This is a genomic window from Parabacteroides sp. KHUB-02, from assembly GCF_056640955.1.
The window spans coordinates 116,015-140,657 of record NZ_JBWQEV010000002.1 but is presented as its reverse complement, the minus strand read 5'-3'; the positions used below and the strand labels follow the sequence as shown (position 1 = coordinate 140,657).

21 protein-coding genes, 2 tRNA genes and 1 CRISPR repeat array are annotated in these 24,643 nt (G+C 47.6%); of the genes, 15 read left to right on the top strand and 8 right to left on the bottom strand.

All coding sequences use genetic code 11. The features are described 5' to 3' along the window. Window positions 1-110: 110 nt before the first annotated feature. The 3 genes from ACYIA1_RS21085 to ACYIA1_RS21075 all read right to left on the bottom strand — a co-directional run bounded on the left by ACYIA1_RS21085 (window position 111) and on the right by ACYIA1_RS21075 (window position 1,082). Window positions 111-193, bottom strand: a tRNA-Tyr gene (locus ACYIA1_RS21085). Window positions 194-212: 19 nt separating this feature from the next. After that, window positions 213-286, bottom strand: a tRNA-Thr gene (locus ACYIA1_RS21080). Between the two features lie 148 nt (window positions 287-434). Next, the gene (locus ACYIA1_RS21075) at window positions 435-1,082 is read right to left on the bottom strand and encodes a superoxide dismutase (RefSeq protein ID WP_005862137.1); all 648 of its coding nucleotides are present in this window, start codon (window positions 1,080-1,082) and stop codon (window positions 435-437) included. Window positions 1,083-1,278: 196 nt separating this feature from the next. Between ACYIA1_RS21075 and ACYIA1_RS21070 the strand changes: the two genes are divergently transcribed. The 6 genes from ACYIA1_RS21070 (at window position 1,279) to ACYIA1_RS21045 (ending at window position 6,869) form a co-directional block, all read left to right on the top strand. Further along, the gene (locus tag ACYIA1_RS21070) at window positions 1,279-1,818 is read left to right on the top strand and encodes a pyruvoyl-dependent arginine decarboxylase (protein ID WP_008772093.1); all 540 of its coding nucleotides are present in this window, start codon (window positions 1,279-1,281) and stop codon (window positions 1,816-1,818) included. 107 nt (window positions 1,819-1,925) lie between these two features. Continuing rightward, the gene (locus tag ACYIA1_RS21065; protein WP_005856732.1) at window positions 1,926-2,402 is read left to right on the top strand and encodes a PaaI family thioesterase; all 477 of its coding nucleotides are present in this window, start codon (window positions 1,926-1,928) and stop codon (window positions 2,400-2,402) included. Between the two features lie 28 nt (window positions 2,403-2,430). Continuing rightward, window positions 2,431-3,276, top strand: a complete 846-nt coding sequence (nfo, locus tag ACYIA1_RS21060; protein ID WP_005862141.1) for a deoxyribonuclease IV — start codon at window positions 2,431-2,433, stop codon at window positions 3,274-3,276. A gap of 4 nt (window positions 3,277-3,280) precedes the next feature. Continuing rightward, window positions 3,281-4,690, top strand: a complete 1,410-nt coding sequence (gene nhaD / locus ACYIA1_RS21055) for a sodium:proton antiporter NhaD (RefSeq protein WP_048927343.1) — start codon at window positions 3,281-3,283, stop codon at window positions 4,688-4,690. Window positions 4,691-4,702: 12 nt separating this feature from the next. After that, on the top strand, window positions 4,703-6,343 hold the full coding sequence (locus tag ACYIA1_RS21050; protein ID WP_480336364.1) for a dipeptidase: 1,641 nt from the start codon (window positions 4,703-4,705) through the stop codon (window positions 6,341-6,343). A gap of 43 nt (window positions 6,344-6,386) precedes the next feature. Continuing rightward, the gene (locus ACYIA1_RS21045; RefSeq protein WP_008772096.1) at window positions 6,387-6,869 is read left to right on the top strand and encodes a porin family protein; all 483 of its coding nucleotides are present in this window, start codon (window positions 6,387-6,389) and stop codon (window positions 6,867-6,869) included. 254 nt (window positions 6,870-7,123) lie between these two features. Here the strand turns inward: ACYIA1_RS21045 and ACYIA1_RS21040 are convergent, their stop codons facing one another. Then, complete coding sequence (locus ACYIA1_RS21040; RefSeq protein WP_005856741.1) at window positions 7,124-7,762, bottom strand: HAD family hydrolase; 639 nt, start codon at window positions 7,760-7,762, stop codon at window positions 7,124-7,126. Window positions 7,763-7,874: 112 nt separating this feature from the next. Here ACYIA1_RS21040 and ACYIA1_RS21035 point away from each other — a divergent pair, with 112 nt between their 5' ends. The 9 genes from ACYIA1_RS21035 to ACYIA1_RS20995 all read left to right on the top strand — a co-directional run bounded on the left by ACYIA1_RS21035 (window position 7,875) and on the right by ACYIA1_RS20995 (window position 17,987). Beyond that, entirely contained in the window at window positions 7,875-8,684 is an 810-nt protein-coding gene (locus tag ACYIA1_RS21035) for a 3-keto-disaccharide hydrolase (protein ID WP_121961898.1), read from the top strand. A 106-nt stretch (window positions 8,685-8,790) separates the two neighbouring features. Continuing rightward, the gene (locus ACYIA1_RS21030; RefSeq protein ID WP_008772099.1) at window positions 8,791-10,092 is read left to right on the top strand and encodes a phenylacetate--CoA ligase family protein; all 1,302 of its coding nucleotides are present in this window, start codon (window positions 8,791-8,793) and stop codon (window positions 10,090-10,092) included. 20 nt (window positions 10,093-10,112) lie between these two features. Next, the gene (locus ACYIA1_RS21025; protein ID WP_005856748.1) at window positions 10,113-10,538 is read left to right on the top strand and encodes a hypothetical protein; all 426 of its coding nucleotides are present in this window, start codon (window positions 10,113-10,115) and stop codon (window positions 10,536-10,538) included. A gap of 66 nt (window positions 10,539-10,604) precedes the next feature. Continuing rightward, window positions 10,605-11,414: an outer membrane protein assembly factor BamD gene (locus tag ACYIA1_RS21020; RefSeq protein ID WP_005856750.1), complete on the top strand. Its 810-nt coding sequence runs from the start codon at window positions 10,605-10,607 to the stop codon at window positions 11,412-11,414. Window positions 11,415-11,438: 24 nt separating this feature from the next. Then, window positions 11,439-11,771 carry a DNA-directed RNA polymerase subunit omega gene (locus tag ACYIA1_RS21015; protein ID WP_005856752.1) on the top strand — a complete coding sequence of 111 codons (333 nt, stop codon included), beginning with the start codon at window positions 11,439-11,441 and terminating at the stop codon, window positions 11,769-11,771. 76 nt (window positions 11,772-11,847) lie between these two features. Beyond that, entirely contained in the window at window positions 11,848-12,309 is a 462-nt protein-coding gene (locus ACYIA1_RS21010) for a DUF4293 domain-containing protein (protein WP_005862150.1), read from the top strand. A 181-nt stretch (window positions 12,310-12,490) separates the two neighbouring features. Next, window positions 12,491-14,026 carry a sulfatase gene (locus tag ACYIA1_RS21005; protein ID WP_195400713.1) on the top strand — a complete coding sequence of 512 codons (1,536 nt, stop codon included), beginning with the start codon at window positions 12,491-12,493 and terminating at the stop codon, window positions 14,024-14,026. Between the two features lie 19 nt (window positions 14,027-14,045). Further along, window positions 14,046-15,038, top strand: a complete 993-nt coding sequence (gene mgrA, locus ACYIA1_RS21000; protein ID WP_011966350.1) for an L-glyceraldehyde 3-phosphate reductase — start codon at window positions 14,046-14,048, stop codon at window positions 15,036-15,038. Between the two features lie 69 nt (window positions 15,039-15,107). Continuing rightward, window positions 15,108-17,987 (top strand): PD-(D/E)XK nuclease family protein, encoded by a 2,880-nt coding sequence (locus tag ACYIA1_RS20995; protein ID WP_480336363.1) that lies wholly within the window; start codon window positions 15,108-15,110, stop codon window positions 17,985-17,987. 151 nt (window positions 17,988-18,138) lie between these two features. Here ACYIA1_RS20995 and ACYIA1_RS20990 read toward each other — a convergent pair whose 3' ends face one another. The 4 genes from ACYIA1_RS20990 to cas4 all read right to left on the bottom strand — a co-directional run bounded on the left by ACYIA1_RS20990 (window position 18,139) and on the right by cas4 (window position 24,638). Then, window positions 18,139-18,615 (bottom strand): GAF domain-containing protein, encoded by a 477-nt coding sequence (locus tag ACYIA1_RS20990; RefSeq protein ID WP_480336362.1) that lies wholly within the window; start codon window positions 18,613-18,615, stop codon window positions 18,139-18,141. Between the two features lie 225 nt (window positions 18,616-18,840). Then, window positions 18,841-22,484: direct repeats of the CRISPR family, unit length 32 nt; unit sequence GTTTCAATCCACGCACCCACACGGGGTGCGAC. Between the two features lie 169 nt (window positions 22,485-22,653). Beyond that, window positions 22,654-22,944, bottom strand: a complete 291-nt coding sequence (cas2, locus tag ACYIA1_RS20985) for a CRISPR-associated endonuclease Cas2 (protein WP_005856765.1) — start codon at window positions 22,942-22,944, stop codon at window positions 22,654-22,656. 9 nt (window positions 22,945-22,953) lie between these two features. After that, complete coding sequence (gene cas1c, locus ACYIA1_RS20980; RefSeq protein WP_005856767.1) at window positions 22,954-23,976, bottom strand: type I-C CRISPR-associated endonuclease Cas1c; 1,023 nt, start codon at window positions 23,974-23,976, stop codon at window positions 22,954-22,956. Then, window positions 23,973-24,638 (bottom strand): CRISPR-associated protein Cas4, encoded by a 666-nt coding sequence (cas4, locus tag ACYIA1_RS20975; RefSeq protein WP_480336361.1) that lies wholly within the window; start codon window positions 24,636-24,638, stop codon window positions 23,973-23,975. Before cas4 ends, cas1c begins: the two co-directional genes overlap by 4 nt. Between the last annotated feature and the right edge of the window lie 5 nt (window positions 24,639-24,643).

Below are 24,643 nucleotides of genomic sequence, written 5' to 3'. Positions count from 1 at the left end.
GCAGGGAGTGAATCTCCCTTGCTTTTTGAAAGTTCTTTCCTAGTGATAGGGAAGGACTTTTTTTATGGATAGAAACAAAAAAGGACTCTAAGAAGAGTCCTTTTTATTCGTGGGCAGTGATGGATTCGAACCACCGAAGGCGAAAGCCAGCTGAGTTACAGTCAGCCCCATTTGGCCACTCTGGTAACTGCCCATTCCAATATATTTTCTTGAGCCTCTTGTCGGATTCGAACCAACGACCCCGAGATTACAAATCACGTGCTCTGGCCAACTGAGCTAAAGAGGCATCTGTTATTCGTTTGCGGGTGCAAAGGTAGTAATAATATCTTACGATGCAATAGCTGGAGGTATTTTTTTTCAAAAGGGAACGAAAAAAGCCGTCCGGGACAACTCCCGGGCGGCTCTTCTCTACACGTAACTTACATCAAATTAAATCAATATCTCTTACCAACGGTTTCCCAGTCAATAATCCCCCACAATGCGTTCAAATGATCCGCACGGCGGTTCTGGTAATCCAGATAGTAAGAATGCTCCCATACATCGAATCCCATGATCGGAGTCAATCCCTTAACGACCGGGTTACTACCGTTGGGTTCTTTGGTAATTGAAAGTTTGCCGTCTTTATCTTTAGCCAACCATACCCATCCTGAGCCGAACAAGCCTGTACCGGCAGCCACGAACTCTTTCTGGAAGTTCTCGAACGATCCCCACGTAGACTTGATAGCCTCGGCTAGCTTACCCGTAGGCTCGCCACCTCCGTTCGGGGAGAATTGGGTAAAATATAGATTGTGATTCAATACTTGGCCGGCATTGTTGAAAATGGCTCCGTCAGACTCACGAACGATCTGCTCCAGCGGAGCGTTCTCGAATTTCGTGCCCTCAATCAGCTTATTAAGGGTATTTACATAGTTCAATAAATGTTTTCCGTAATGGAAATCAATTGTTTGTTTGCTGATAACTGGTTCTAAACCGTCGTTTGCGTACGGTAACTGGATTAACTCGAATTTCATAACTTCTTCTTTTTTATCTGTTATTTGACTATTTGTGATCATTAATAATAAACTTAAACATAATGTAAGCATTGTCTTCTAGTTTTTTATGTTGATTTACTATATAAACAGAGCCGAGGGGATGAAAGTTCTGGGTTCGGTGATGATTTTTTAGTGAAAATATGTTTGCGGCTAAAGTTTTATAGGGAAAACTATGCGTTATATATCGCGAAAGTTTCTATTTTTGTGCGCTCTTAAGCTTTTATTAATTAGTAAAACATATTTGTAGATGGTAAAGAAAGTTGGGAATTTAATTCCAAACACCTTTTTTATTACAAAAGGAAGTGGCGAATCAGACTTGGAGAAACACGCTGGTTCTTACCACATGGCTCTTTATGACGCCGGTATCTCTGATTTCAATATCATGACGTATTCGTCAGTGATACCCGCTACGGCACATCTGGCAACCATGGATGAACTAGACCTTCCTCCATTTGGTTCGGAAATGAAAACGATCATGGCTGTATCCCATGGATATCAGGATGAGTTCGTGTCTGCTGGTGTGGTTTACGCATGGATGTATAAGGATGAGAACTTTGATGAGAAGGTTGGTGGCCTTGTGTGTGAGGTCAGCGGACGTTACCGTATCGAGGAGCTTGAGTCTCGTCTGATCCGTGTTATCAACGATCTTCATCAGAAGACGTATGGGAAGTACTATCTTGGAGAGCTTAACTTTATCACCGAGGGAATTACGATCGAGAAACGCTATGGAACGGCGTTGGCCGCCCTTTGCTTCGTGGATTTCCTTCAACCGGAGGTCGAGGAATAAGTCGTGTTGAGTATTTTTTGTGATATTTATAGAGCCGGTTCCTTTCAAGAGCCGGCTTTTTTGTTAACTTTGAGCAACAAAAAACATATAAATATTGTTTTCGTGATATGAAAAAGATAATTAATCCGTGGGAAGGGCTGGACGGTTATATGTGTTTCGGTTGTGCTCCGAACAATCCGCTGGGGCTGCATATGGAGTTTTTTGAGGATGGTGACGATATCGTGGCGTTCTGGAAGCCTCAAGGTACTTACCAAGGATGGCTGCGTACGTTGCACGGAGGTATACAGACTACGCTGATGGATGAGTTGGCCGGCTGGGTGGTCTTGCGGAAGTTGCAGACCTCCGGGGTGACTTCACGCCTCGACGCCAAGTTTATGAAGAGTATCTCTACGGACGAGCCCCAGCTGACGATACGGGGACGGATGACAGACAGGAAACGGAACGCCATCTTCATAGAGACCGAGATCTATAACTCGGCGAATGAGTTGTGTACCCGTGCCGAGATGGTTTATTTCATCACCCCGCAAGAACGTGCGATGGAGGAGTTTGGTTTTTGCGGGTGTAAGACTGAGGATGAACATTAGTATAAATAAAAAGAAAAGTTAGGTTATTATGAAGTATGTTGGGGCTCACGTGAGTGCGGTCGGTGGGGTTGAGAATGCCCCCGTTAATGCCCATGAGATCGGTGCGAAGGCTTTTGCCCTTTTCACCCGGAATCAGAGGCAATGGAAGTCGCAGCCGTTGAAGGCGGACAGTATCCATTTATTTAAGGAGCGGTGTGAAGCGTACGGTTACGATCCGGGATGTATCTTGCCGCACGATAGCTATTTGATCAATCTGGGGAACCCGGACGCCGAGGGATTGCAGAAATCCCGTGACGCTTTTCTGGACGAGATGACACGCTGCGAGCAACTGGGACTGAAAATGCTGAATTTCCATCCCGGAAGCCATTTGGGGAAGATGGAGGTGGATACCTGCCTGTCTCGCATCGCCGAGTCGATCAATATCACGTTGGCTCAGACGAGTGGCGTATGTGCCGTGATAGAGAATACGGCGGGGCAAGGCTCGAACTTGGGATATACCTTCGAGCAGATCGCCTATATTATAAACGAGGTAGAGGATAAGAGCCGGGTGGGAGTATGCCTCGATACGGCGCACACGCTTGCCGCCGGTTACGATATAAAGACACCGGAGGGATTTTCCGAGACATTCCGTCATTTCGACGAGGTGGTCGGCTTTTCTTATTTAAGGGGGATGCACTTGAACGATTCTAAAAAGGAGCTGGGATCACGTGTGGACCGGCACGAGAGTATCGGTAAAGGCTTGATGGGCCTTGATACCTTCCGCATGATCATGGCGGACCCCCGTTTCGACAATATGCCCTTAATCCTAGAGACCCCGGACGAGGCGCTTTGGCCGGAGGAGATACAGCTTCTATATAAACAATTAAAATCTTGATTATATGTTCATTTTAATGCCTGTCATTTTTGTCTTAGGAATCCTCGCTATTGCCTTGGAGGATAAGATCAAAATAAATAAAGCGGCCATAGCGTTGTTCATGGCTATCTCTATGTGGATGATATTGATGTTCGATGCCTACAATATTTTCGTCGAACGCTCTAGTACGATCTTTCAAGAGTTCTTGACCCAGAACCCGGAGATGGCCAGCTTGCCCCCGCATGAGCAATTTATTAATTTTATATCGAACCGTGCGATTGTTTATCATTTAGGAAACGTCTCCGAGACGCTTTTCTTCGTGATGTGTTCCATGTTGATCGTGGATATCGTGGATAAGCATGGTGGTTTTAGGGCCGTGACCGGGTATATCCGTACGCCGAATAAACGTAAGCTGTTGTGGTATATAAGTTTCGCTACTTTTTTCTTCTCCGCCTTGTTGGATAACTTGGCAGCCGCTATCGTGATCATGGCGGTGTTGCGTAAGCTGGTACCGGATCGTACGGATCGTTTGAAATATGCCTGTATGGTGATTATAGCGGCGAACGCCGGTGGCTCATGGTCGCCGATTGGTGATGTGACGACCATCTTGCTTTGGGTCGGAAAGAATATCTCGGCGATGCACCAGATCTCTCACGTATTTATCCCTGCTTTGGTTAATATGTTGGTGCCGTTGACGATCGCCCATTTCTGGTTGTTCAAGAAAGGATCTACCTTGCGTGTGTTGAGCGAGGAGGAGCAAGGTGACGAGTACATACCAGAGATACCGAACCGCTCACGTCGGATGATCTTTGTGATCGGCGTGCTTTCCTTGGCGTTGGTGCCTGTCTTCCAGATGGTGACGAACTTGCCGCCGTTCTTGGGCGTCTTGCTGGGATTGGTGATCCTTTGGTTCTATACGGATTTGATGTATAGCAAGCTGCATATGCATGAGTCCCAGAAACTCCGTATTTCCCAATTGTTGCCGAATATCGATTTGGCTACGATCTTCTTTTTCTTGGGGATCTTGATGGCCGTGGGAGCGCTGGAGACCTCCGGGCAGTTGGGCATCATGTCCGCTTTCTTGGATAAGCATGTGCATGAGCCGTATCTGATCAGCTTCGTGATCGGCGCCTTGTCCTCCTGCGTGGATAACGTAGCCTTGGTAGCTGCTACGATGGGTATGTACCCGATCGTGGAGCAGGCGGCCGACTTATCGCCTTATGCCCAGTTCTTCGTATCGGATGGTGGTTTCTGGACCTTCTTGGCTTATTGCGCCGTGACGGGTGGTAGCATCTTGATCATCGGATCGGCCACGGGCGTTACGGTAATGGGATTGGAGAAGATCGATTTTATGTATTATACGAAACGGTTCTCTATCTTGGCGTTGATCGGCTATTGTTGCGGCGCCGGTGTATATATGCTTTTATTTGCTTAAAACTTTATTTATATGAAGAAGAGTTGGATTTTATTAACCGCTTGCGCCGCCCTGTTATCCGGGGTGGAGGCTATCGCCTGTACCGGTTTGCTGGTGGGCAAGAAGGCTTCGACAGACGGTTCGGTAATGATTAGTTATGCGGCGGACTCGCATTCCCTGTATGGGGAGATGTATCGTTGGCCCGCCGCTACATGGCCGAAGGGCGCCATGTTGGAAGTGAAGGAATGGGATACGGGGAAACCGCTGGGCAAGATCGCCCAAGTGGAGAAGACCTATTCCGTAGTGGGTAACATGAACGAGCATCAGGTGGCTATCACGGAGAGTACGTTCGGCGGACGCCATGAATTGGTGGATACGACGGGTATCATGGATTACGGTAGCTTGATCTACATCGCTTTGCAACGTTCCAAGTCGGCCCGTGAGGCGATCAAGGTCATGACGGACTTAGTAAAGGAATATGGCTATTACAGCAGTGGCGAGACGTTCTCTATCGCCGATAAGAACGAGGCTTGGGTGATGGAGATGATCGGTAAGGGACCGGGTAACAAAGGTGCCGTTTGGGTAGCGATCCGCATCCCGGAGGATTGTATCTCGGCGCATGCCAACCAGTCCCGCATCCAGCAGATACCGTTTGACGATAAGGAGAATTGCATGTACTCGCCGGATGTGGTTTCTTTCGCCCGTGAGAAAGGATATTTCAAGGGAAAGGACGCTGATTTCAGTTTCGCCAAGGCTTATTGCCCGTATGATTTCAGCGCCTTGCGTGGATGCGAGGCTCGTGTATGGTCTTTCTTCCGTAAATATGATACCACGATGGATCAGTATACGGATTTTATCAAGGGTGATCCTTCCAAGGAGCCGATGCCTCTGTATGTGAAGCCGAATCGTAAGCTTTCCGTTCAAGACGTACAGAATGGCATGCGCGACCATTACGAGGGAACGGATCTGGATATGACGAAAGATGCCGGTGCCGGCTCGTATAAGGTTCCTTACCGCTGGCGGCCGATGACGTTCGAGGTAGACGGGCAGGAATATACGAATGAACGTGCCATAGCGACGCAACAAACGGGCTTCGTGATTGTTCCACAAATGCGTAACTGGTTGCCGGACGCTATCGGTGGTATCTTGTGGTTTGCCGTGGACGACGCTGATATGGCGGTCTTCACTCCTGTATATGCGTCGGTAACGGATGTTCCGGAGTGCTATCGGGTGGGAAACGGCGATTTGCTGAACTTCTCTTGGACTTCCGCTTTCTGGATTCATAACTGGGTGGCTAATATGGCTTACCACAAATATAGCTTCATGATTCAGGATATCCGTAAGGTACAGCAGGAGTTGGAGAATGGTTATCAAGAGACCGTACCGGCTATCGATAAGGCGGCTCAGGAGTTGTATGCCAAGGACCCGGCGGAGGCTGTCAAGTTCTTAACGTGGTATAGCACGACTAATTCAGACTCCGCTACCGCCCGCTGGAAGCAATTGGGTGAGTATTTGCTGGTAAAATACATCGATGGAAACGTGAAGAAAGAGGTGAACGGACAGTTCAAGCGTAATCCGTACGGCCAGCCCGCGTCTCCCGATTTTCCCGGATATGACGAGGACTATTACCGTAGCATCGTGAAGAGTGCCGGTGATCGACTGAAAGTAAAATAAATACCAATAATAATCTAATGTTGAACTAAACGAAAGAAAGCGTATGAAAAAGTTTGTAATGATGCTGATGTTAGCAGTCTTTAGTCTGGGAGCTTATGCGCAGACGCAGCAAGGACAATCTGCCGTGGGATTTAACATCGGTTATGGATTCGATTCGAAGAATGCCACGTTAGGAGTTGATTACCGCTATTGTATCACGGATGCGGTACGTTTGAGCCCCTCTCTTACTTATTTCGTAAAGAATGACAATCACAGCACTTGGGCGATCGACTTGAATGCTCATTATGTAGTGAAGTTAAGTGAGATGTTCGGTTTTTATCCATTAGCGGGGCTTAGTCTGTCCTTTTGGAATTGGGATGCGGGCCATGGCCTTTCTCATAACGAGACTCGTCTGGGAGCCAATATCGGTTTAGGTGGTGAGGTTTATGCTACCGACAATCTTTCGATAGGATTGGAGGTGAAGTATAATATCATCAAGGATTTCGATCAGGCCATGCTGGGTGTTCGCGTAGGATATAGTTTCTGATCCCAATATAGTCACAGCCCCACGGCAGTACTGCCGTGGGGTTACACCAGTACTGCTTCCGGCTCTCGCCGATACTGGTGTAGCCCATTGACGGTACAGGCGTTTCCTTTATTCCTTCATTCCTTCACCGGCTCCTACACACACACGCACGTATACGCATATGCGTGTTATTAATGTACGCATACATGTGTGTGGGTGTGTGTAGGAGCCGGTGAAGGAATGAAGGAAATAATCATTTCCTTTTTCTCGATTGCTTACCATCTCAAATAATCCTCGAACGTGACTTTCTCGAAATTGGGGATTACCTCATATACTTTATCTCTTAAAGATTCCGCCGGATTCGTCGTACTTAACCCGATGACACGCATCCCTGCGTCCTTCCCGGACTGTATGCCGTTGAAAGAATCCTCGAATACGATACAATCCTCGGGAGATACGTTCAAGTCTTTCGCCGCCAATAGATAACACATCGGATCGGGCTTACCTTGCGTGATGCGGTCGGCGGTCACTAGGGTATCAAATAGATTGTCCAGATGTAGAAGCCCGAAAGCCCGTTTCACCTTCGCGTTATCCGAGCTGGTAACCAAGCCTATCTGTACGCCGTGCTCCTTCAGCATACGGATGAACTCGATGGAGCCGGGCATGGGAGGCAAGGGCATCGTCTTCTCATACTCTGTAGATTCTTTGGTCACCATTTGGCGGAACTCCTCCGTATATCCGGAAAAATACTTCTCCAGAATATACGGTAGGGTCGTACCCTTTATAATATCAGCGAAATTATCGATACCTAAGCCATAACGTTTAGCGGCATCGTTCCAGAATAAATCGTAAATAGGTTCCGTATCTACTACTACGCCGTCAAAATCGAACAAGGCGGTCTTTAGTTGTTTCATATAAATAATCATTTAATATTTATATCGCGAAGATACGTCTATTTTTTATGAAATCGATTATCTTTGTGGACGCACACATTGCTTGATTATATATATTAAAAATAAATAAGACATGAAGACACTAGTAATTTGTACCGCCATGAGCGCTATGATCCTTTGCGCCTGCGGTGGAAAAAACACGCAAAGTACGGAAGAGACAGCTAAGGTAGTACCGATGGCCGTAATTACACCGGCGATCAATCAATTGACCGACCAAGAGAAAGCCGAGGGTTGGGCGCTCCTTTTTGATGGTAAGACAACGAAAGGCTGGCGTGGAGCGCACAAAGACGCTTTCCCGGATCACGGATGGATGGTGAAAGATGGCGAATTGATCGTGCAGAAATCCGACGGTAGCGAGTCTACGAACGGAGGCGATATCGTTACGGAGGGTGAATATTCCGCCTTTGAGTTCAGCGTGGATTTTAAGATCACCGAAGGGGCCAACAGCGGTATTAAATATTTCGTGACCGAGCAAGAGAAGCAAAAAGGCTCCGCTTACGGCTTGGAGTTCCAGCTATTGGATGACGCTAAGCACCCGGATGCCAAGCTTTACACGACTTTCCCCGGTAGTCGTACCCTTGGAAGCTTGTATGATCTGAAGAAAAGCGAGAACATCCGTTTCAACGGCGTAGGAGAGTGGAATACGGCCGTGGTGAAGGTATTCCCGAACAACCACGTAGAGCACTGGCTGAATGGTGTGAAGGTATTGGAGTACGAGCGTGGCAGCAAGGAGTTCCGTGATTTGGTGAAGGGCAGTAAATACGCTGATCCATCTTATAATGCGGGTGGTGCTTTCGGCGAGGCTCCGAAAGGACACATCCTTTTGCAGGATCATGGGGATGAGGTAGCGTTCCGCAATATCAAGGTGAAGGAGTTGAAATGATCGCCTCGTGACTAATTTTTCGTAACAAAAGAGTACCGATTTAAAAAAAGTTGTTACTTTGCGGCGAATTTAGACTACTAACTTTAAAAGATAACAGACAAATACCATGATTTGGAACGAAACTATTGAATGTATGGACCGTGAGGAAATGCGGAAACTACAGAGCCTACGGTTGAAAAGAGTTGTTGAACACGCTTACCATAACTCCCCGTTTTATCGTAAGAAAATGCAGGAGATGGGCATTACTCCCGACGATGTACAGACAATAGATGATATAACGAAATTACCGTTCACGGTAAAACAAGACTTGCGTGATAATTATCCTTTCGGCTTGATGGCCGTGCCGATGTCCGAGATTGTCCGTCTGCATGCCTCTTCCGGTACGACAGGTAAGCCTATCGTCGTGGGATATACCCGTAAGGACTTGGGTATCTGGGCCGAGGTCGTGGCTCGCTGCCTGACCGCCTACGGTTTGACAAAGAACGACTCCGTGCAAGTATCCTACGGCTACGGAATGTTTACCGGAGGCTTGGGTGCCCATGCCGGAGTGGAGAATATCGGTGGTACGGTGATCCCGATGAGTAGCGGTAATACCCAGAAACAAATCCAGTTGATGCACGACTTCGGGGCGAAGGGTTTGGCTTGTACGCCTTCTTACGCCTTGTATCTGGCGGAGACCATCCACCAGTCCGGTATTCCCTTGGAGGAATTCCAGCTACGTGTCGGAGCGTTCGGTGCCGAGCCTTGGACGGAGAATATGCGTAAGGAATTAGAGACGAAACTAAATATCAAGGCTTACGATATCTATGGCTTGACGGAAATCTGCGGTCCGGGCGTTGGAGGCGAGTGTGAGTGCCAGAACGGTACCCACCTGTGGGAAGACCATTTCTTCCCGGAGATCGTGGACCCGAATACCTTACAACCGGTGGAACCGGGACAAGTAGGAGAGTTGGTCTTCACCACGCTTACGAAGGAGGGTATGCCGATGCTTCGTTACCGTACACGTGATTTGACCTCGCTGACTTACGAGAAGTGCGCCTGTGGACGTACGGCGGTTCGTATGGGACGTATTTTAGGTAGAAGTGACGATATGTTGATTATTCGTGGCGTAAATGTTTTCCCGTCTCAGGTAGAATCCGTAATTTTGGAGCTGCCGGAGTTCGAGGCGCATTACCTGATCGTGGTGGATCGTATGAACAATACCGATACTTTCCAGATACAGGTGGAGGTTCGCCAAGAATACTACTCGGACGAGATGAACAAGATGATCGCCTTGAAAAAGAAGATCGCCGCCCGCATGCAGAGCGTGATCGGTTTGCAACCGGACATCAAGATCGTGGAGCCGCGTAGTATCGAACGTAGTATGGGTAAGGCAAAACACGTGATCGATAAACGTAAGTTAGTATAACCTCTAAAAGATTAAGTACTATGTTAATAAAACAATTATCAATCTTTCTGGAAAACAAGAAAGGCCGTTTTACGGAAGTCGCCAAGATATTAGGGGAGGCAGGGGTCAATATGTCCGCTTTCACGGTAGCCGAGAATTCCGATTTCGGTATCCTTCGCCTAATCGTATCCGATACGGAGAAAGCGATATCCGTGCTTCGTGAAAAGTTATACGCTGTAAGCGTGGCCGACGTGGTATGCTTGCATTGTCCTAACCAGCCGGGAGCCTTGGCAAAGGCGATGGATATCATTACCTCGGCCGGGATCTTCATTGAATATATGTACGCTTTTTCTCAAGGCGACGCTGCTAACGTGATCATCCGTCCGGACGATGTCAATAAGTGCGCGGAGGTTTTGAAAGCGAATAAATTGGAATTGATCGCTGCTAGCGATTTATATAAGTTGTAAATATTAACGTTTTGGGTTTCATTTATTCGCCTAAAAGCACTAATTTTGCACGCTAAAAGTATGTGAATGAAAAAGGTTGTATTTTTACTGATGATGATGACAGTACTATTATCCTCTTGTGGAGAGTATAATAAGATACTGAAGAGCACGGATTACGAATTGAAATATTCGTACGCGAAGAAATACTTCAACGCGAAGCAATACTCGAAATCCGCTACTCTGCTGGATGAACTGGTTACAATCTTTAAAGGAACAGCTTATGCCGAGGAGTCCTTGTACTTGTTGGCGCAAAGCTATTACGGTCAGAAAGATTATCAGACGGCTTCGCAATACTTCGAGACCTATTATACGACCTATCCGAAAGGGGAGTTTACGGAATTATCCCGTTTCTATTCCGGTTATGGTTTGTATCTGGACTCTCCGGATCCCCGGTTAGACCAGTCGCAGACGTATAAGGCGATCGAGCAGTTGCAACTTTATTTGGAGTATTATCCGCAAAGTGAACGGGCCGAGGAAGCGCAGAACATCATGTTCGAGCTTCAGGAGAAGTTGGCTTACAAGGAATTGATGGCCACCCGCTTGTATTTCAATCTAGGTACCTATATGGGGAATAACTTCCAGTCTTGCGTGATCACGGCGCAGAACGCCTTGAAGAATTACCCGTATTCCAAGTATCGTGAGGAATTCATGTTCCTTATCATCCGTGCGAAGTACGAGTTGGCGCTAGTATCCGTAGAGGAGAAGTTGCAGGGCCGTTACCGGGATGTGGTTGACGAATATTACAACTACATGAACGAGTATCCGGAAGGTAACTACGTAAAGCAGGTAACGAAGTTCTACGACTATGCCAGCAAGCGAATTACAGATGCATATTAAGCGAATTTAATCAATAAAACGAAAATGGATTACAGAAAATCAAACGCTCCTACCAATACGGTAACCCGTGACATGATGAAGTTAAGTGAAGAAACGGGTAACGTATATGAGACAGTCGCTATCATTTCAAAACGGGCGAATCAGATTAGTGTTGAGATGAAACAAGATCTGGAAAAGAAACTTCAAGAGTTCGCTTCTTACAATGACAACTTGGAGGAAGTCTTTGAAAACCGTGAGCAGATCGAGATTTCACGCTACTATGAGAAACTTCCGAAATCAACGTTGATCGCCGCTCAAGAGTACGAGGATGGCAAGGTTTATTACAAGAATCCTGCTAAAGAGAAGAATAACTTCTAAGAAGAAATATTTTTGAACATCGGAAAGGCTGACCCTCAAATGAGTCGGCCTTTCCATTTAAAACGAACTAATTACCATGTTACAAAGAATACAAACTGTTTACCTGCTAATTATCGTGGCGCTTACGGTCGCTACCTTATTCTTGCCGTTGGCCGTGTTGCAACAAGGAGACGCCCTCTTCTCGTTCGATGCTAGCGGGTTGAGCACGATGATCGGTGAGCCGGAATTACTATACCCGGCGTGGGGCTTATTTGCCTTGACTGCTATCATCGCTATCATTGCCTTGGTGACGATCTTCTTATATAAGAAAAGAATCCTGCAAATCCGTCTTTGCGTGTTCAACGCATTGCTGATATTGGGCTTTTATGGTTTCTTCGCCTTCTTGATCTATTCCTTGAAGGGGGATATGGAAGGTGCCAGCGTAAGTGTTAAGATCGCTCTTTCCTTCCCGTTGGTCAATCTGATCTTGGATTATCTGGCGATCCGTAATATCGGGGCCGATGAGGCGCTGGTACGTTCTTTGGATCGTTTGCGTTAAGGCTTTCCAGATAAATCATTGGGTATAAGATATTAGGTAAGGGACTCTTTTTGTCAAGGGCCCCTTATTTTATGTCCGGAAAAGTATAATACATAAGACAATATTATTTTGTATATGAAACAATATTGTTTTTCGGTGAAATATATCTACTTTCGTAGAATACAAATATCCGTTACCAATCATGAAGAAGACTCAGCTTATCCCCATCGCTTTATTGTCGGTATCGGCGGTAGCGAACGCCCAGAATACCAGTTGTCCCCCGAATATTATCCTGTTCTTGGTGGATGATATGGGATGGGAGGATACGTCCTTGCCTTTCTGGACTCAAAAGACGCATTATAATGAGGTATATGAGACCCCGAACATGGAACGATTGGCGAAAGAGGGCATGATGTTTACCCAAGCCTACGCTAGCAGTATCAGCTCGCCTACCCGTTGCAGCTTGATCACGGGGACGAACGCCGCCCGTCACCGGGTTACGAACTGGACACTTTTTAAGGATAAGACGACCGACCGGGAGAGTGATGTGCTAACCCTGCCGGATTGGAATTATAACGGCGTGGCCCAAGTGGGTGGGACGAATAATACGTTTGTGGGTACTTCATTCGTGCAGATATTGAAGAATAACGGATATCACACGATCCATTGCGGCAAGGCGCATTTCGGGGCAATCGATACCCCGGGGGAGGACCCGCATCATTGGGGATTCGAGGTCAATATAGCCGGGCATGCCGCCGGAGGTCTCGCCAGTTACCTCGGCGAGAATAATTACGGGCATACCAAGGATGGTAAACCTTACGCTCCGAACGCTATCCCCGGATTGGAAAAGTATTGGGGAAGCGACACCTTCGCTACGGAGGCCTTGACGCAGGAGGCGATCAAGGCGTTGGACAAGGCTAAAAAATATAACCAGCCGTTTTACCTATATATGTCACATTATGCGATCCATATCCCGATTGATAAGGACAAGCGTTTCTACCAGAAATATATCGATAAGGGGTTAACGGCTAAAGAGGCGGCTTACGCTGCCTTGATAGAGGGTATGGATAAGAGTCTGGGCGATTTGATGGACTGGTTGGAGAAGAATGGCGAGGCGGATAACACGATCGTGATCTTCATGAGCGATAACGGTGGTCTTTCCAGCGAGCCCAGATGGCGTGACGGCGAGATCCATACGCAAAACTATCCCTTGAACAGTGGTAAAGGCTCCGCCTATGAGGGAGGAGTCCGTGAGCCTATGATCGTGCGTTGGCCGGGGGTGGTGAAACCGGGAAGCAAATGTGATAAATACTTGATTATCGAGGATTTCTATCCAACTATCTTGGAGATGGCAGGCATAAGGGGGCATAAGACCGTACAGCCGATAGATGGCGTCAGTTTCATGCCTTTATTAAAAGGTACGGGAGATCCTTCCGTGGGACGTAGCTTATTCTGGAACTGCCCGAATATATGGGGTAATGACGGGCCGGGAATCGGTCCGACTTGCTCGGTCCGTAATGGAGACTGGAAACTGATCTATTATTACGAGACGGGGAAGAAGGAATTGTTTAATATCCCGGAGGATATAGGGGAACATAATGACGTGGCAAGGCAGCATCCCGATATCGTAAAGCGTCTGTCCGGGGAATTGGGTACGTATTTACGGAAAGTGGACGGGCAACGTCCGTCGTTTAAGGCGACAGGCAAACCGGTTCCTTGGCCGGATGAGATATATTAATTAAAAAAAGAAAGAGCATATGGAGTTTTACAAAGCGGAAGAGAATCGCTATGCGGATATGATATATCGGCGGTGCGGACGGAGCGGTATCTTATTGCCGGCCGTTTCCTTGGGATTGTGGCACAACTTTGGTAGTGTGGATGTGTTCGGTAATTTTATCCAGATCGCTCACGCCGCATTCGATCATGGCGTGACTCATTTCGACTTGGCGAATAACTATGGTCCGGCCTACGGATCGGCGGAGGAGAATTTCGGCCGGATATTGAAGAAGGGCTTGGGCGCTTATCGGGATGAGATGATTATCTCTACGAAGGCGGGCTACGATATGTGGCCGGGACCGTATGGGAACTGGGGAAGCCGTAAATATTTAATGGCTAGCTTGGATCAGAGCTTGAAACGGATGGGACTGGAATACGTGGATATCTTTTACTCCCATCGTCCGGACCCGGAGACTCCGATCGAGGAGACGATGGGGGCCTTGGCTGATATCGTCCGGCAAGGAAAGGCTTTGTATGTAGGTATCTCCAACTATGACGCGGACCAGACCCGTAAGGCCTTGGCCGTACTGAAAGAACATAAGGTGCCTTGCTTGATTCACCAAGCCCGCTATTCGATGTTCGATCGTTGGACGGAACCGGATTTATTGCCTGTATTGAAGGAAGAGGGTGTGGGTATGATAGCGTTCTCGCCGTTGGCGCAAGGCTTGCTTACGGATAAGTATTTGCGTGGAATTCCGGAGAATTCCCGTGCGGCGAAATCGACCGGTCATTTGCAGACCTCTCAAGTTACCCCGGAGGCCGTGGAAAAGGCCCGTAAGCTAAACGAGGTAGCCGCCCGCCGTGGACAGACCTTGGCGGAGATGGCGCTCGCTTGGTTATTAAAGGACGAACGGGTAACTAGCGTATTAATTGGCGCTAGCTCTGTCGCCCAATTGATGGATAACCTGAAAGCGTTAGATAATATCTCTTTCTCCGGGGAAGAATTGCAGGAGATAGAGAACATCTTAATATAACGTGAATCGTATCCGATTGTAGAGACGGGGCGTGCCCCGTCTCCGCAGCCTGTACAAATTTTAGAATAAATGAAACCGTTCTTATATCAAGTAGCGTCTCTTTTTTACGAGAAATGGGGAGCGGAGGTCAGTCGTTTGGCCTTTGTTTTCCCAAACCGGCGTACGGGACTTTTCTTCCAGAAATATCTCTCGGAGGTAGCCGATACCCCCCTTTTCTCTCCGACAATCCTTACGATCAACGATCTCTTTATCCAGTTGAGCGGAAAACAATCCGCCGACCGGATCAGTATGCTTTTTACCCTGTACGACATCTACATCCGCCAAAGCGGTTCCACCGAGACTTTCGATGAATTCCTGTATTGGGGCGAGATGTTGCTCAACGACTTCGACGATATCGATAAGTACATGGCAAATGCCCGCATGCTATTCAGTAACGTGACGGACCTACGGGAGATAGAGAATGATTTCGATTTCTTAAGTGATGAGCAGATCGCCGCTATCCGTAGTTTCTGGTCCAGTTTTTATCCCCGGGGCGATACGCCGAACCAGCAACAGTTCTTGGCGGTCTGGCAAGTGCTATACGATCTCTATGAGGAATTCCGTGCGACCTTGGCCGCCGAGGGAAAAGGTTACGAGGGCATGATCTTCCGGGAGGTCGTGGAAAGCATGGAACGGGGCGAGTCTCCGGATTTACCTTACGAGCGAATTGTCTTCGTCGGTTTGAACGCCTTGTCCGTGTCGGAAGAACGTTTCTTAGCTCAGTTGCAGAAGCGGGAGATAGCGGATTTCTATTGGGATTATGTATCCGATAAGGTAACCGATCCGGATAATAAGGCTTCTTACTTCGTCTCCCGTAACTTGAAGAGCTTCCCTTCCTCGATGAAATTACCCTCCGAGGAGAAGGTAAAGACCGAGATCGAGGTGATTGGCATCCCTTCCGGTATCGGGCAGGCCAAGCACGTCTACACCCTGTTGAGCGATTGGTGCAAGGAAGCGGAGATGAGTTCGGAAGAAGCCCTGCGTACGGCGGTGATCTTGCCCGATGAACATCTGCTGATCCCGGTGCTGAACGCCATACCGGAGCAAATCCGGCGTATCAACGTCACGATGGGTTATCCCTTGGCGGGAACCCCGGTCGCCTCGTTGATCGAGTATATCTTGGCGTTGCAGAAGAACGTACGCTACATAGACCGGAATCCGTTGTTCTATTTCCGCGACGTGCTGCCGGTATTGAACCATCGCTACATCCTCTCCACCTCACCGGAGATTATTTCCTCCTTGGTGAAAGAGATCACGGAGAACAACAAGATCTATATCTCGCATACGGAGTTAGAGAAAACGCCTTTGCTAGAAATCCTGTTCACGCCGGTGACCGGGGTGGAGGCCTTCTCGGACTATCTGATCAAGGTGTTGGAAGAGCTGAACAAGGTTATGTCCGCCCTTTCCGATGAAGAAGAGGAGGACGCTACCCTACGGACGAACGATTTGGAGCAAGAGTTCATCTTCCATTATTTCACCACGGTAAACCGCATGAGAGAGGTAATGAGAGACGCTTGTGTAGAGATGAAAATAGATACCTTCTTCCGCCTATTGAAGCGGGTAACCGATACGATCACGATCCCCTTCCACGGTGAGCCGCTTTCCGGCCTCCAGATTATGGGTGTGCTCGAGACCCGTGCCTTGGATTTCGACCGTCTGATTATCTTATCCATGAACGAGGGTATTTTCCCGCAGCGGAAAGCGGCGAACTCCTTTATCCCTTATAACCTACGCAGGGGTTTCGGGTTGCCTACCTACGAGCATCAAGATAGCGTATGGGCCTACCATTTCTATCGTTTGATAGAGCGTGCCAGCCACGTGAGCCTTTTATACGATACCCGCAGCAACGGATTGCAGACGGGAGAGGTAAGTCGCTTTGTCCACCAGTTGCATTATCATTATGAGGTGCCGATGCGAGATAAATTGGTGGTCTATAACGTATCTTCCTCCAAGACTCCGCCATTGGCCGTGCCGAAAAGGGAGGATATCATGCGCCGTTTAGATGCTTACCGGAAAGGGGGGAGCAAGGCGATCTCGGCGAGCGCTATCAATACGTATCTGGATTGCCCGTTGAAATTCTATTTTTCCGTCGTGGAAGGCATTCGAGAGGAAGAGGAGGTGAGCGAGACGATCGAGAGCGATGTATTCGGAAGTATCTTACATAAAGTGATGGAGGAGCTTTACAAGCCGTTCCAAGGGAAGATGGTTACCGTGGATTTGCTGAAAGCGATCCGTAAGGATACGGCCTTGCTTACCGGAGCTATCGCCCGGGCTTTCGCCAGCGAGTTTTTCAAGACAGAGGTGGTTCGCTCCCTTACCGGACAAAACTACCTGATCGGCGAGATGATCCGCAAATACGTGGAGAAAATCTTGGAGCGTGACGGCAAGCTGACCCCTTTCGTTTACATCGAGTCCGAGCGTAAGATAAACGGTCTGATCAGCCTTTCCGACCATTCCGAGATCCGGTTGAAAGGCTTTATCGACCGTGTGGACGAGGTTCGCGACGCTATCCGTATCATCGATTACAAGAGCGGTAGCGGAACTACGACTTTCAGTAGTATCGAGAGCCTATTCAACAAGGAGGAGAAAGATCGTGCGAAAGCCGTGATGCAGGTGTTCATGTATTGCTGGATGTACGCCCATCTCACCGAGAACAAGGGAAAGACGATACAACCGGGCATTTATTACGTCCGTTCCCTCTTTGCCGATCCGTTCGACCCATCTGTCTACCATCGTATCGAACGGGGGAAGTCGGAGAAGGTAGAGGATTTCTCCGGTTATGCCCAAGCGTTCGAGGAGGGGTTGCGGGGCTGCTTGGACGAGATCTTCAATCCGGAAATTCCCTTTACGCAAACCCCTACGGGGAAGGCTTGCTCTTATTGTCCGTTCAAGGGTATTTGCGGTAAGTAGCATTTATCCCGGTACTTCTAGGAGAGTACCGAAGTACTCCTTGTAAAGTACTGTGGTATTTCTCCGGATAGTACTGGAGTACTCCTTACAAAGTACTGCGGTACCTCTTAGGCAGTACTACAGTACTTCTTGCGAAGTACTGAGGCGAGGCTTACTGATGAGGAAGCAATTCCACTATCTTTTCCAAAAAGATCTGATCAGTCTCATCGAAACTATCCGATTGATCACTGTCTATATCAAGGACAGCGATTACCTTATCCTCCCATATCACGGGAACTACGATCTCAGAGCGTGACGCCGAGCTACAAGCGATATGTCCCGGGAAAGCGTCTACGTCCGGTACGATGATCGTACGGGTCTCTTTCCAGGCCGTGCCGCATACCCCTTTTCCGTATTTGATTCGTGTACAGGCGATAGGGCCTTGAAAAGGCGCTAATACCAACTGATTGTCTATGACCCGGTAGAAACCTACCCAAAAGAAACCGAAAGTCTGCTTGAGTGCTGCGGCGATGTTCGCCATGTTCGCTACTTGATCCGTCTCGTTACCTACCAATGAGGCGATTTGCGGGAGCAATGTCTCATACATCTCCTGTTTATCACCGTTTTTAATCCGTAGTTCCTCTGCCATATTTAAACTATTATAAGGTCGCGAATATACGAAACTTGTTTACATATGAATGATTTTTGCAGAAATAACTAAGCGAAATTATATGTCAGAGTCAGTGACTTTAAAAAGTTATTTTTACGAAGTACTAATCCCTTCGTCGCAGAAGAACACTTCAAGTCCCATAGAAGATATACTTCATCACGTAAGTAAGTATATCTTTTATGAAAAAGCTTGCGCTTTACAAATGTTTCAATCCACGCACCCACACGGGGTGCGACCTTCTTTGTATGTGCAAAACGTGTTATTTACACGGGGTTTCAATCCACGCACCCACACGGGGTGCGACATGACTCCGAGAGGACGAGTTGGCGGGGAGATAAAGTTTCAATCCACGCACCCACACGGGGTGCGACTACCCTCCTTGCTTATAGCTACCCCATATCCAGCTGTTTCAATCCACGCACCCACACGGGGTGCGACGGACACCGCTACTATTACCGATACGACGAGAACGGGTTTCAATCCACGCACCCACACGGGGTGCGACAATACATTGTATTAAGCAAGTATATAAGGCAATCAAGTTTCAATCCACGCACCCACACGGGGTGCGACGTTAGCGTTTTCTCACTTGCTTTCTTTACCTCGTTCTGTTTCAATCCACGCACCCACACGGGGTGCGACACCCGTTAGGGTGAAACGTGCTCCCTGCCGGGCTTGTTTCAATCCACGCACCCACACGGGGTGCGACTGTTTAATACAATGTATTGATAATAAAACCAATAAAGTTTCAATCCACGCACCCACACGGGGTGCGACGAGGGGAAAAACGCATATTTATTATTCTTTCCAGTTTCAATCCACGCACCCACACGGGGTGCGACCAAAGCGTTTATTACAAAAATTGTAGAAAATTATGTTTCAATCCACGCACCCACACGGGGTGCGACGCGGCGTTGATATCGGCGTTAATAATACTACCGGTTTCAATCCACGCACCCACACGGGGTGCGACTAAGCGTTTTTTCACTTGCTTTCTTAACTTCACTCTGTTTCAATCCACGCACCCACACGGGGTGCGACCGCTATTTCCGGGTGCGCCCCACGGGTCAAAATGTGGGTTTCAATCCACGCACCCACACGGGGTGCGACTATAATCACTTTGGATATATCGTTGACAAAATGAGTTTCAATCCACGCACCCACACGGGGTGCGACTTTTTTATACTCGTAATCCGTTCCCATTATGTAATGTTTCAATCCACGCACCCACACGGGGTGCGACTACAGCCCAAATGGAAAAGCCGGGGAATATGCCGAGTTTCAATCCACGCACCCACACGGGGTGCGACACTTCTTTGTCTTTAGCTAAAGCAACTAAAGCAGGTTTCAATCCACGCACCCACACGGGGTGCGACACGAGCCTATAGAGTACGATTTTGGTATATATTACGTTTCAATCCACGCACCCACACGGGGTGCGACACTTTTGGACCAGCCCCCCCAATCCACGAAGGGCGGGTTTCAATCCACGCACCCACACGGGGTGCGACACCCTTGCTCGAAAGGTGTTTTTCTTGTTTGGGTTTCAATCCACGCACCCACACGGGGTGCGACCGTTAGTGTAATATTAAAAATCTGATAGTGATATGACGTTTCAATCCACGCACCCACACGGGGTGCGACTTACCTATTTAGTCTAAATCAGTGGCGCGACGAGTTTCAATCCACGCACCCACACGGGGTGCGACTACCTAGAGTTGACCAAACGTTTTGCGCATACAAAGTTTCAATCCACGCACCCACACGGGGTGCGACAATGCGGTTTAGATCAGTATCCGGTCGTGATGCTGGTTTCAATCCACGCACCCACACGGGGTGCGACAAAAAGCCCTTTCGTCCTATATCACTACGGTACGTTTCAATCCACGCACCCACACGGGGTGCGACGGATTATAGTTCATACAGAATACAGTTTTACCTTGGTTTCAATCCACGCACCCACACGGGGTGCGACGTATAGATATATTGTAGGTCGTTAGGGTGTCGAGTTTCAATCCACGCACCCACACGGGGTGCGACTCTTGCTTGCGGCCGCAATTTGCGCAGGGATACTTGGTTTCAATCCACGCACCCACACGGGGTGCGACCTCTCCATTCATAAACCGGTATGTGATCGGGAATGTTTCAATCCACGCACCCACACGGGGTGCGACATCCGGTTGACCGGACGTACTAACCAAATTGATATGTTTCAATCCACGCACCCACACGGGGTGCGACTTAGATCATTCTGATCTCGTACTACAGTCTCTATGTTTCAATCCACGCACCCACACGGGGTGCGACACGCTACGTGTTTTTTTATAATATTATCTATGTATAGTTTCAATCCACGCACCCACACGGGGTGCGACCTTTTACATTTGATCGGAAGATACCCCTTGCTTGTTTCAATCCACGCACCCACACGGGGTGCGACTGTAATAAATCTAATCAAATGTAAATGTATATTAGTTTCAATCCACGCACCCACACGGGGTGCGACCTAAAAGCTTGGTGCAACCTGTTTAAATCTGGTAAAGTTTCAATCCACGCACCCACACGGGGTGCGACCGCTTAACAATGTGGTTTAAGCGCTATTATGGTCCAGTTTCAATCCACGCACCCACACGGGGTGCGACCACTTCCTTGTCTTTAGCCAAAGCTGCCAAAGCGGGTTTCAATCCACGCACCCACACGGGGTGCGACCCCGTGTTTTTTTTATAATATTATCTATGTATAGTTTCAATCCACGCACCCACACGGGGTGCGACTTCTCCAGTTTCACGCTATCCACCGCAGGAAACTCCGTTTCAATCCACGCACCCACACGGGGTGCGACAATTTTCAAGGGTGCGCCGTATCATTACATTGTTGGTTTCAATCCACGCACCCACACGGGGTGCGACTTACCATTTACCCGCCAAACTATTAACGGGGTCGTTTCAATCCACGCACCCACACGGGGTGCGACTTTGTTCGTCCGCTAATCCTGTAATTCCCGGTTATGTTTCAATCCACGCACCCACACGGGGTGCGACTAACGACGGGTTGACGTCCGGGTTGATTATACGGGTTTCAATCCACGCACCCACACGGGGTGCGACCCGTTGTTCGTACCCGTTTGCATAATGATTCGCAAGTTTCAATCCACGCACCCACACGGGGTGCGACGTTGAACCGCATTTTCATTGCTCAAACGGAAAGTATGTTTCAATCCACGCACCCACACGGGGTGCGACCTTTCCATTCCTTTGTATCGTTCCAAACCGGGTATTGTTTCAATCCACGCACCCACACGGGGTGCGACAGATACTATTGTTTCCTGTTTTTTGGGCGGTACGTTTCAATCCACGCACCCACACGGGGTGCGACTTAGTACAGGTGGCACGATTGTTTATATCCCGGATGTTTCAATCCACGCACCCACACGGGGTGCGACAAAACGAAATGGTTTATGCTGACGCAATTACGTTGGTTTCAATCCACGCACCCACACGGGGTGCGACCAATTTCTTGGTCTATTTTAGCAATGGTATTTTGTTTCAATCCACGCACCCACACGGGGTGCGACGACGCAGGGTAATTTAGCATCCGTTGAATGTGAATTTGTTTCAATCCACGCACCCACACGGGGTGCGACTATATGCCATTGTTTTAGATTTTAAGGGGACGGAAAGCGTTTCAATCCACGCACCCACACGGGGTGCGACTTCAAAAACCGGGTTTACGTTTGTTCGGAGTTAGGTTTCAATCCACGCACCCACACGGGGTGCGACTACTGATAAAAATGTTTTTATCAAATCGCCGCAAATGGTTTCAATCCACGCACCCACACGGGGTGCGACCCTGTATAAAGTTACATATTATAAGTCAATAAATTAGACCTATTAATATGCGAATTCTCATTTTTATTTCAGCTTAATGGCTGCAATCGCCTTATAGACGGGTTAATCTGCTAATTATTAAGGGGTGCGAAAATACTACTTTTTTCGTAATACTCCACATTCGCATAAATTATATGATAAGAGCATTATTAACTTTGTAAGCAGTTTCAACACCTATCACTTTTACCCTTTTATTCTCGTTTTTATTGAGAATATAAAATCTAACGCTATCAAGAGACATATCAATAATACGCTTGATTCGTTCAATCAAGAGACAATATTGTGCTTCTGTCACCTCACACTCAAAGACAGAATTCTGTACCCTTTGGCCATAATCTATGCAAGCCTTAGCCACATGTCGTAGGCGGCGAGCTCCTTCTTTGCTCGTAGTATCCACATCATAAGTCACAAGAATATGCATAATCGTAAATCATTTTATTAGAAATACCGGATAATTATCAATATCTTGCCTGATATATCTTGCCATCAACATGGCCTGTACATAAGGCAGAAGCCCTATCTCTATTTTTTCATTAAGATAAGGATGGATTATCACCTCCCTTTTCCTTGCCTGCCATGCGGAAATAAATGTCTTTTTCCCTTTATCCGTCATAACAACCCCATTATCACCTTGAAACAAAAAATCCTTGGATGTTATCTGTCTTTTATTAATCAACGACAAGACAAAACGATCACCAAGATAGGCTCGCAATTCTTCCATCATATCCAATGCTAAGGATGTACGTCCCGGACGAAGTGTATGGAGAAATCCTACGTATGGATCAAGGCCAACTGTTTCGAGTGCGGCAGATGTATCATTAGCAATCAAAGTATAAGCAAAAGACAACATGGCATTCACTGCATCTTTAGGAGGACGGCGATTCCGGCCATGAAACGGGAAATCAGCCTTCTGATTAAGTATCAAAACAGGCAACACTTCAAAATAGGCATTTGAAGCCATGCCTTCATACCCTATTAGGGTCGTCTTATCTTGGGTCGCCAAAGCTTCACGCTTGGCATGTTCCAACACTTGTACCGCCCGATTAATGTTTTCATTCTCTCCATAATCACGAATATATCTCTTTAATATATTACGATAGTTTTGAATCTTACCACCAATCATCAGTCGTGCCACATGTAATGACCAGGATTCATCATCCGACAATTGATATTGTCTCTTGCGTAACAGTACATTCCCTTTCGTTGCGCTCTGTACCCTGCTGATAAATCTGCCATGAGGAGATAGGAATGTAAGTGATATGCTATTGTCACTGCACAATTTCATCACGCCCGGACTTGCGCCCATATATCCGAACGTCACAATGCCTTCTATGTTTATCGCAGGAATACGGAACACTTCCTCTTGCTTGACTGATACTACGACATTCTGCCCATCCTTACTCAGATAGGCTTCAGGTGTCGTCACATACAAAGTATTCAACAATTTTCTCATGTATATAAGTGTTTATTGAGGTAAGTATCTACCGTGGTACAATTCTTGGCTATCGTCGGCATACAGATTTCTTTCAATGAGCATTTGTCGCAATGTCGTTCATATTTTGCTTTTGGGATAACAGCCTTACTGAATATTTCATGCATATCCCTGGCGCATTGTCTGACGATATTGCGCAACTCATCTGTTATAGCCACCTCTATCCGATGACGAAGTTCTCCATAAAAGAACACACCGTAGGGTATATGGATTGCGTACATTTCTTCAAGACACATTGTTTGTGCCGCCAACTGCACTTCATCCACTTCATCCTTTTTGGGTCTGCCATGCTTATACTCCACAGCTACCGGTCGCCAACGTCCTGGATATTTAGGATGCAAGATCGTATCTTCCAAAGATGGAGAAGGTAGCAACTCTATGGCATCGGAAATGCCATAGAGCCCCAACTCACGCGAAGCGATATTCACTGCACGCAATGTTATTTGATCTCCACATTTCTGTCTATAGAACGGGTCATCCACATGTTTATGCAGAATCTTTCCCTCTATGGTGAGACGGTTATCATCCCATTGCTGCTCAATGTGAATCAAAGCCCATTGCCGGGGACAGAACCTGAAGTGCTGAATCCCCGACAACATGAGCATATCGTCTTCGCTATACATTGTCT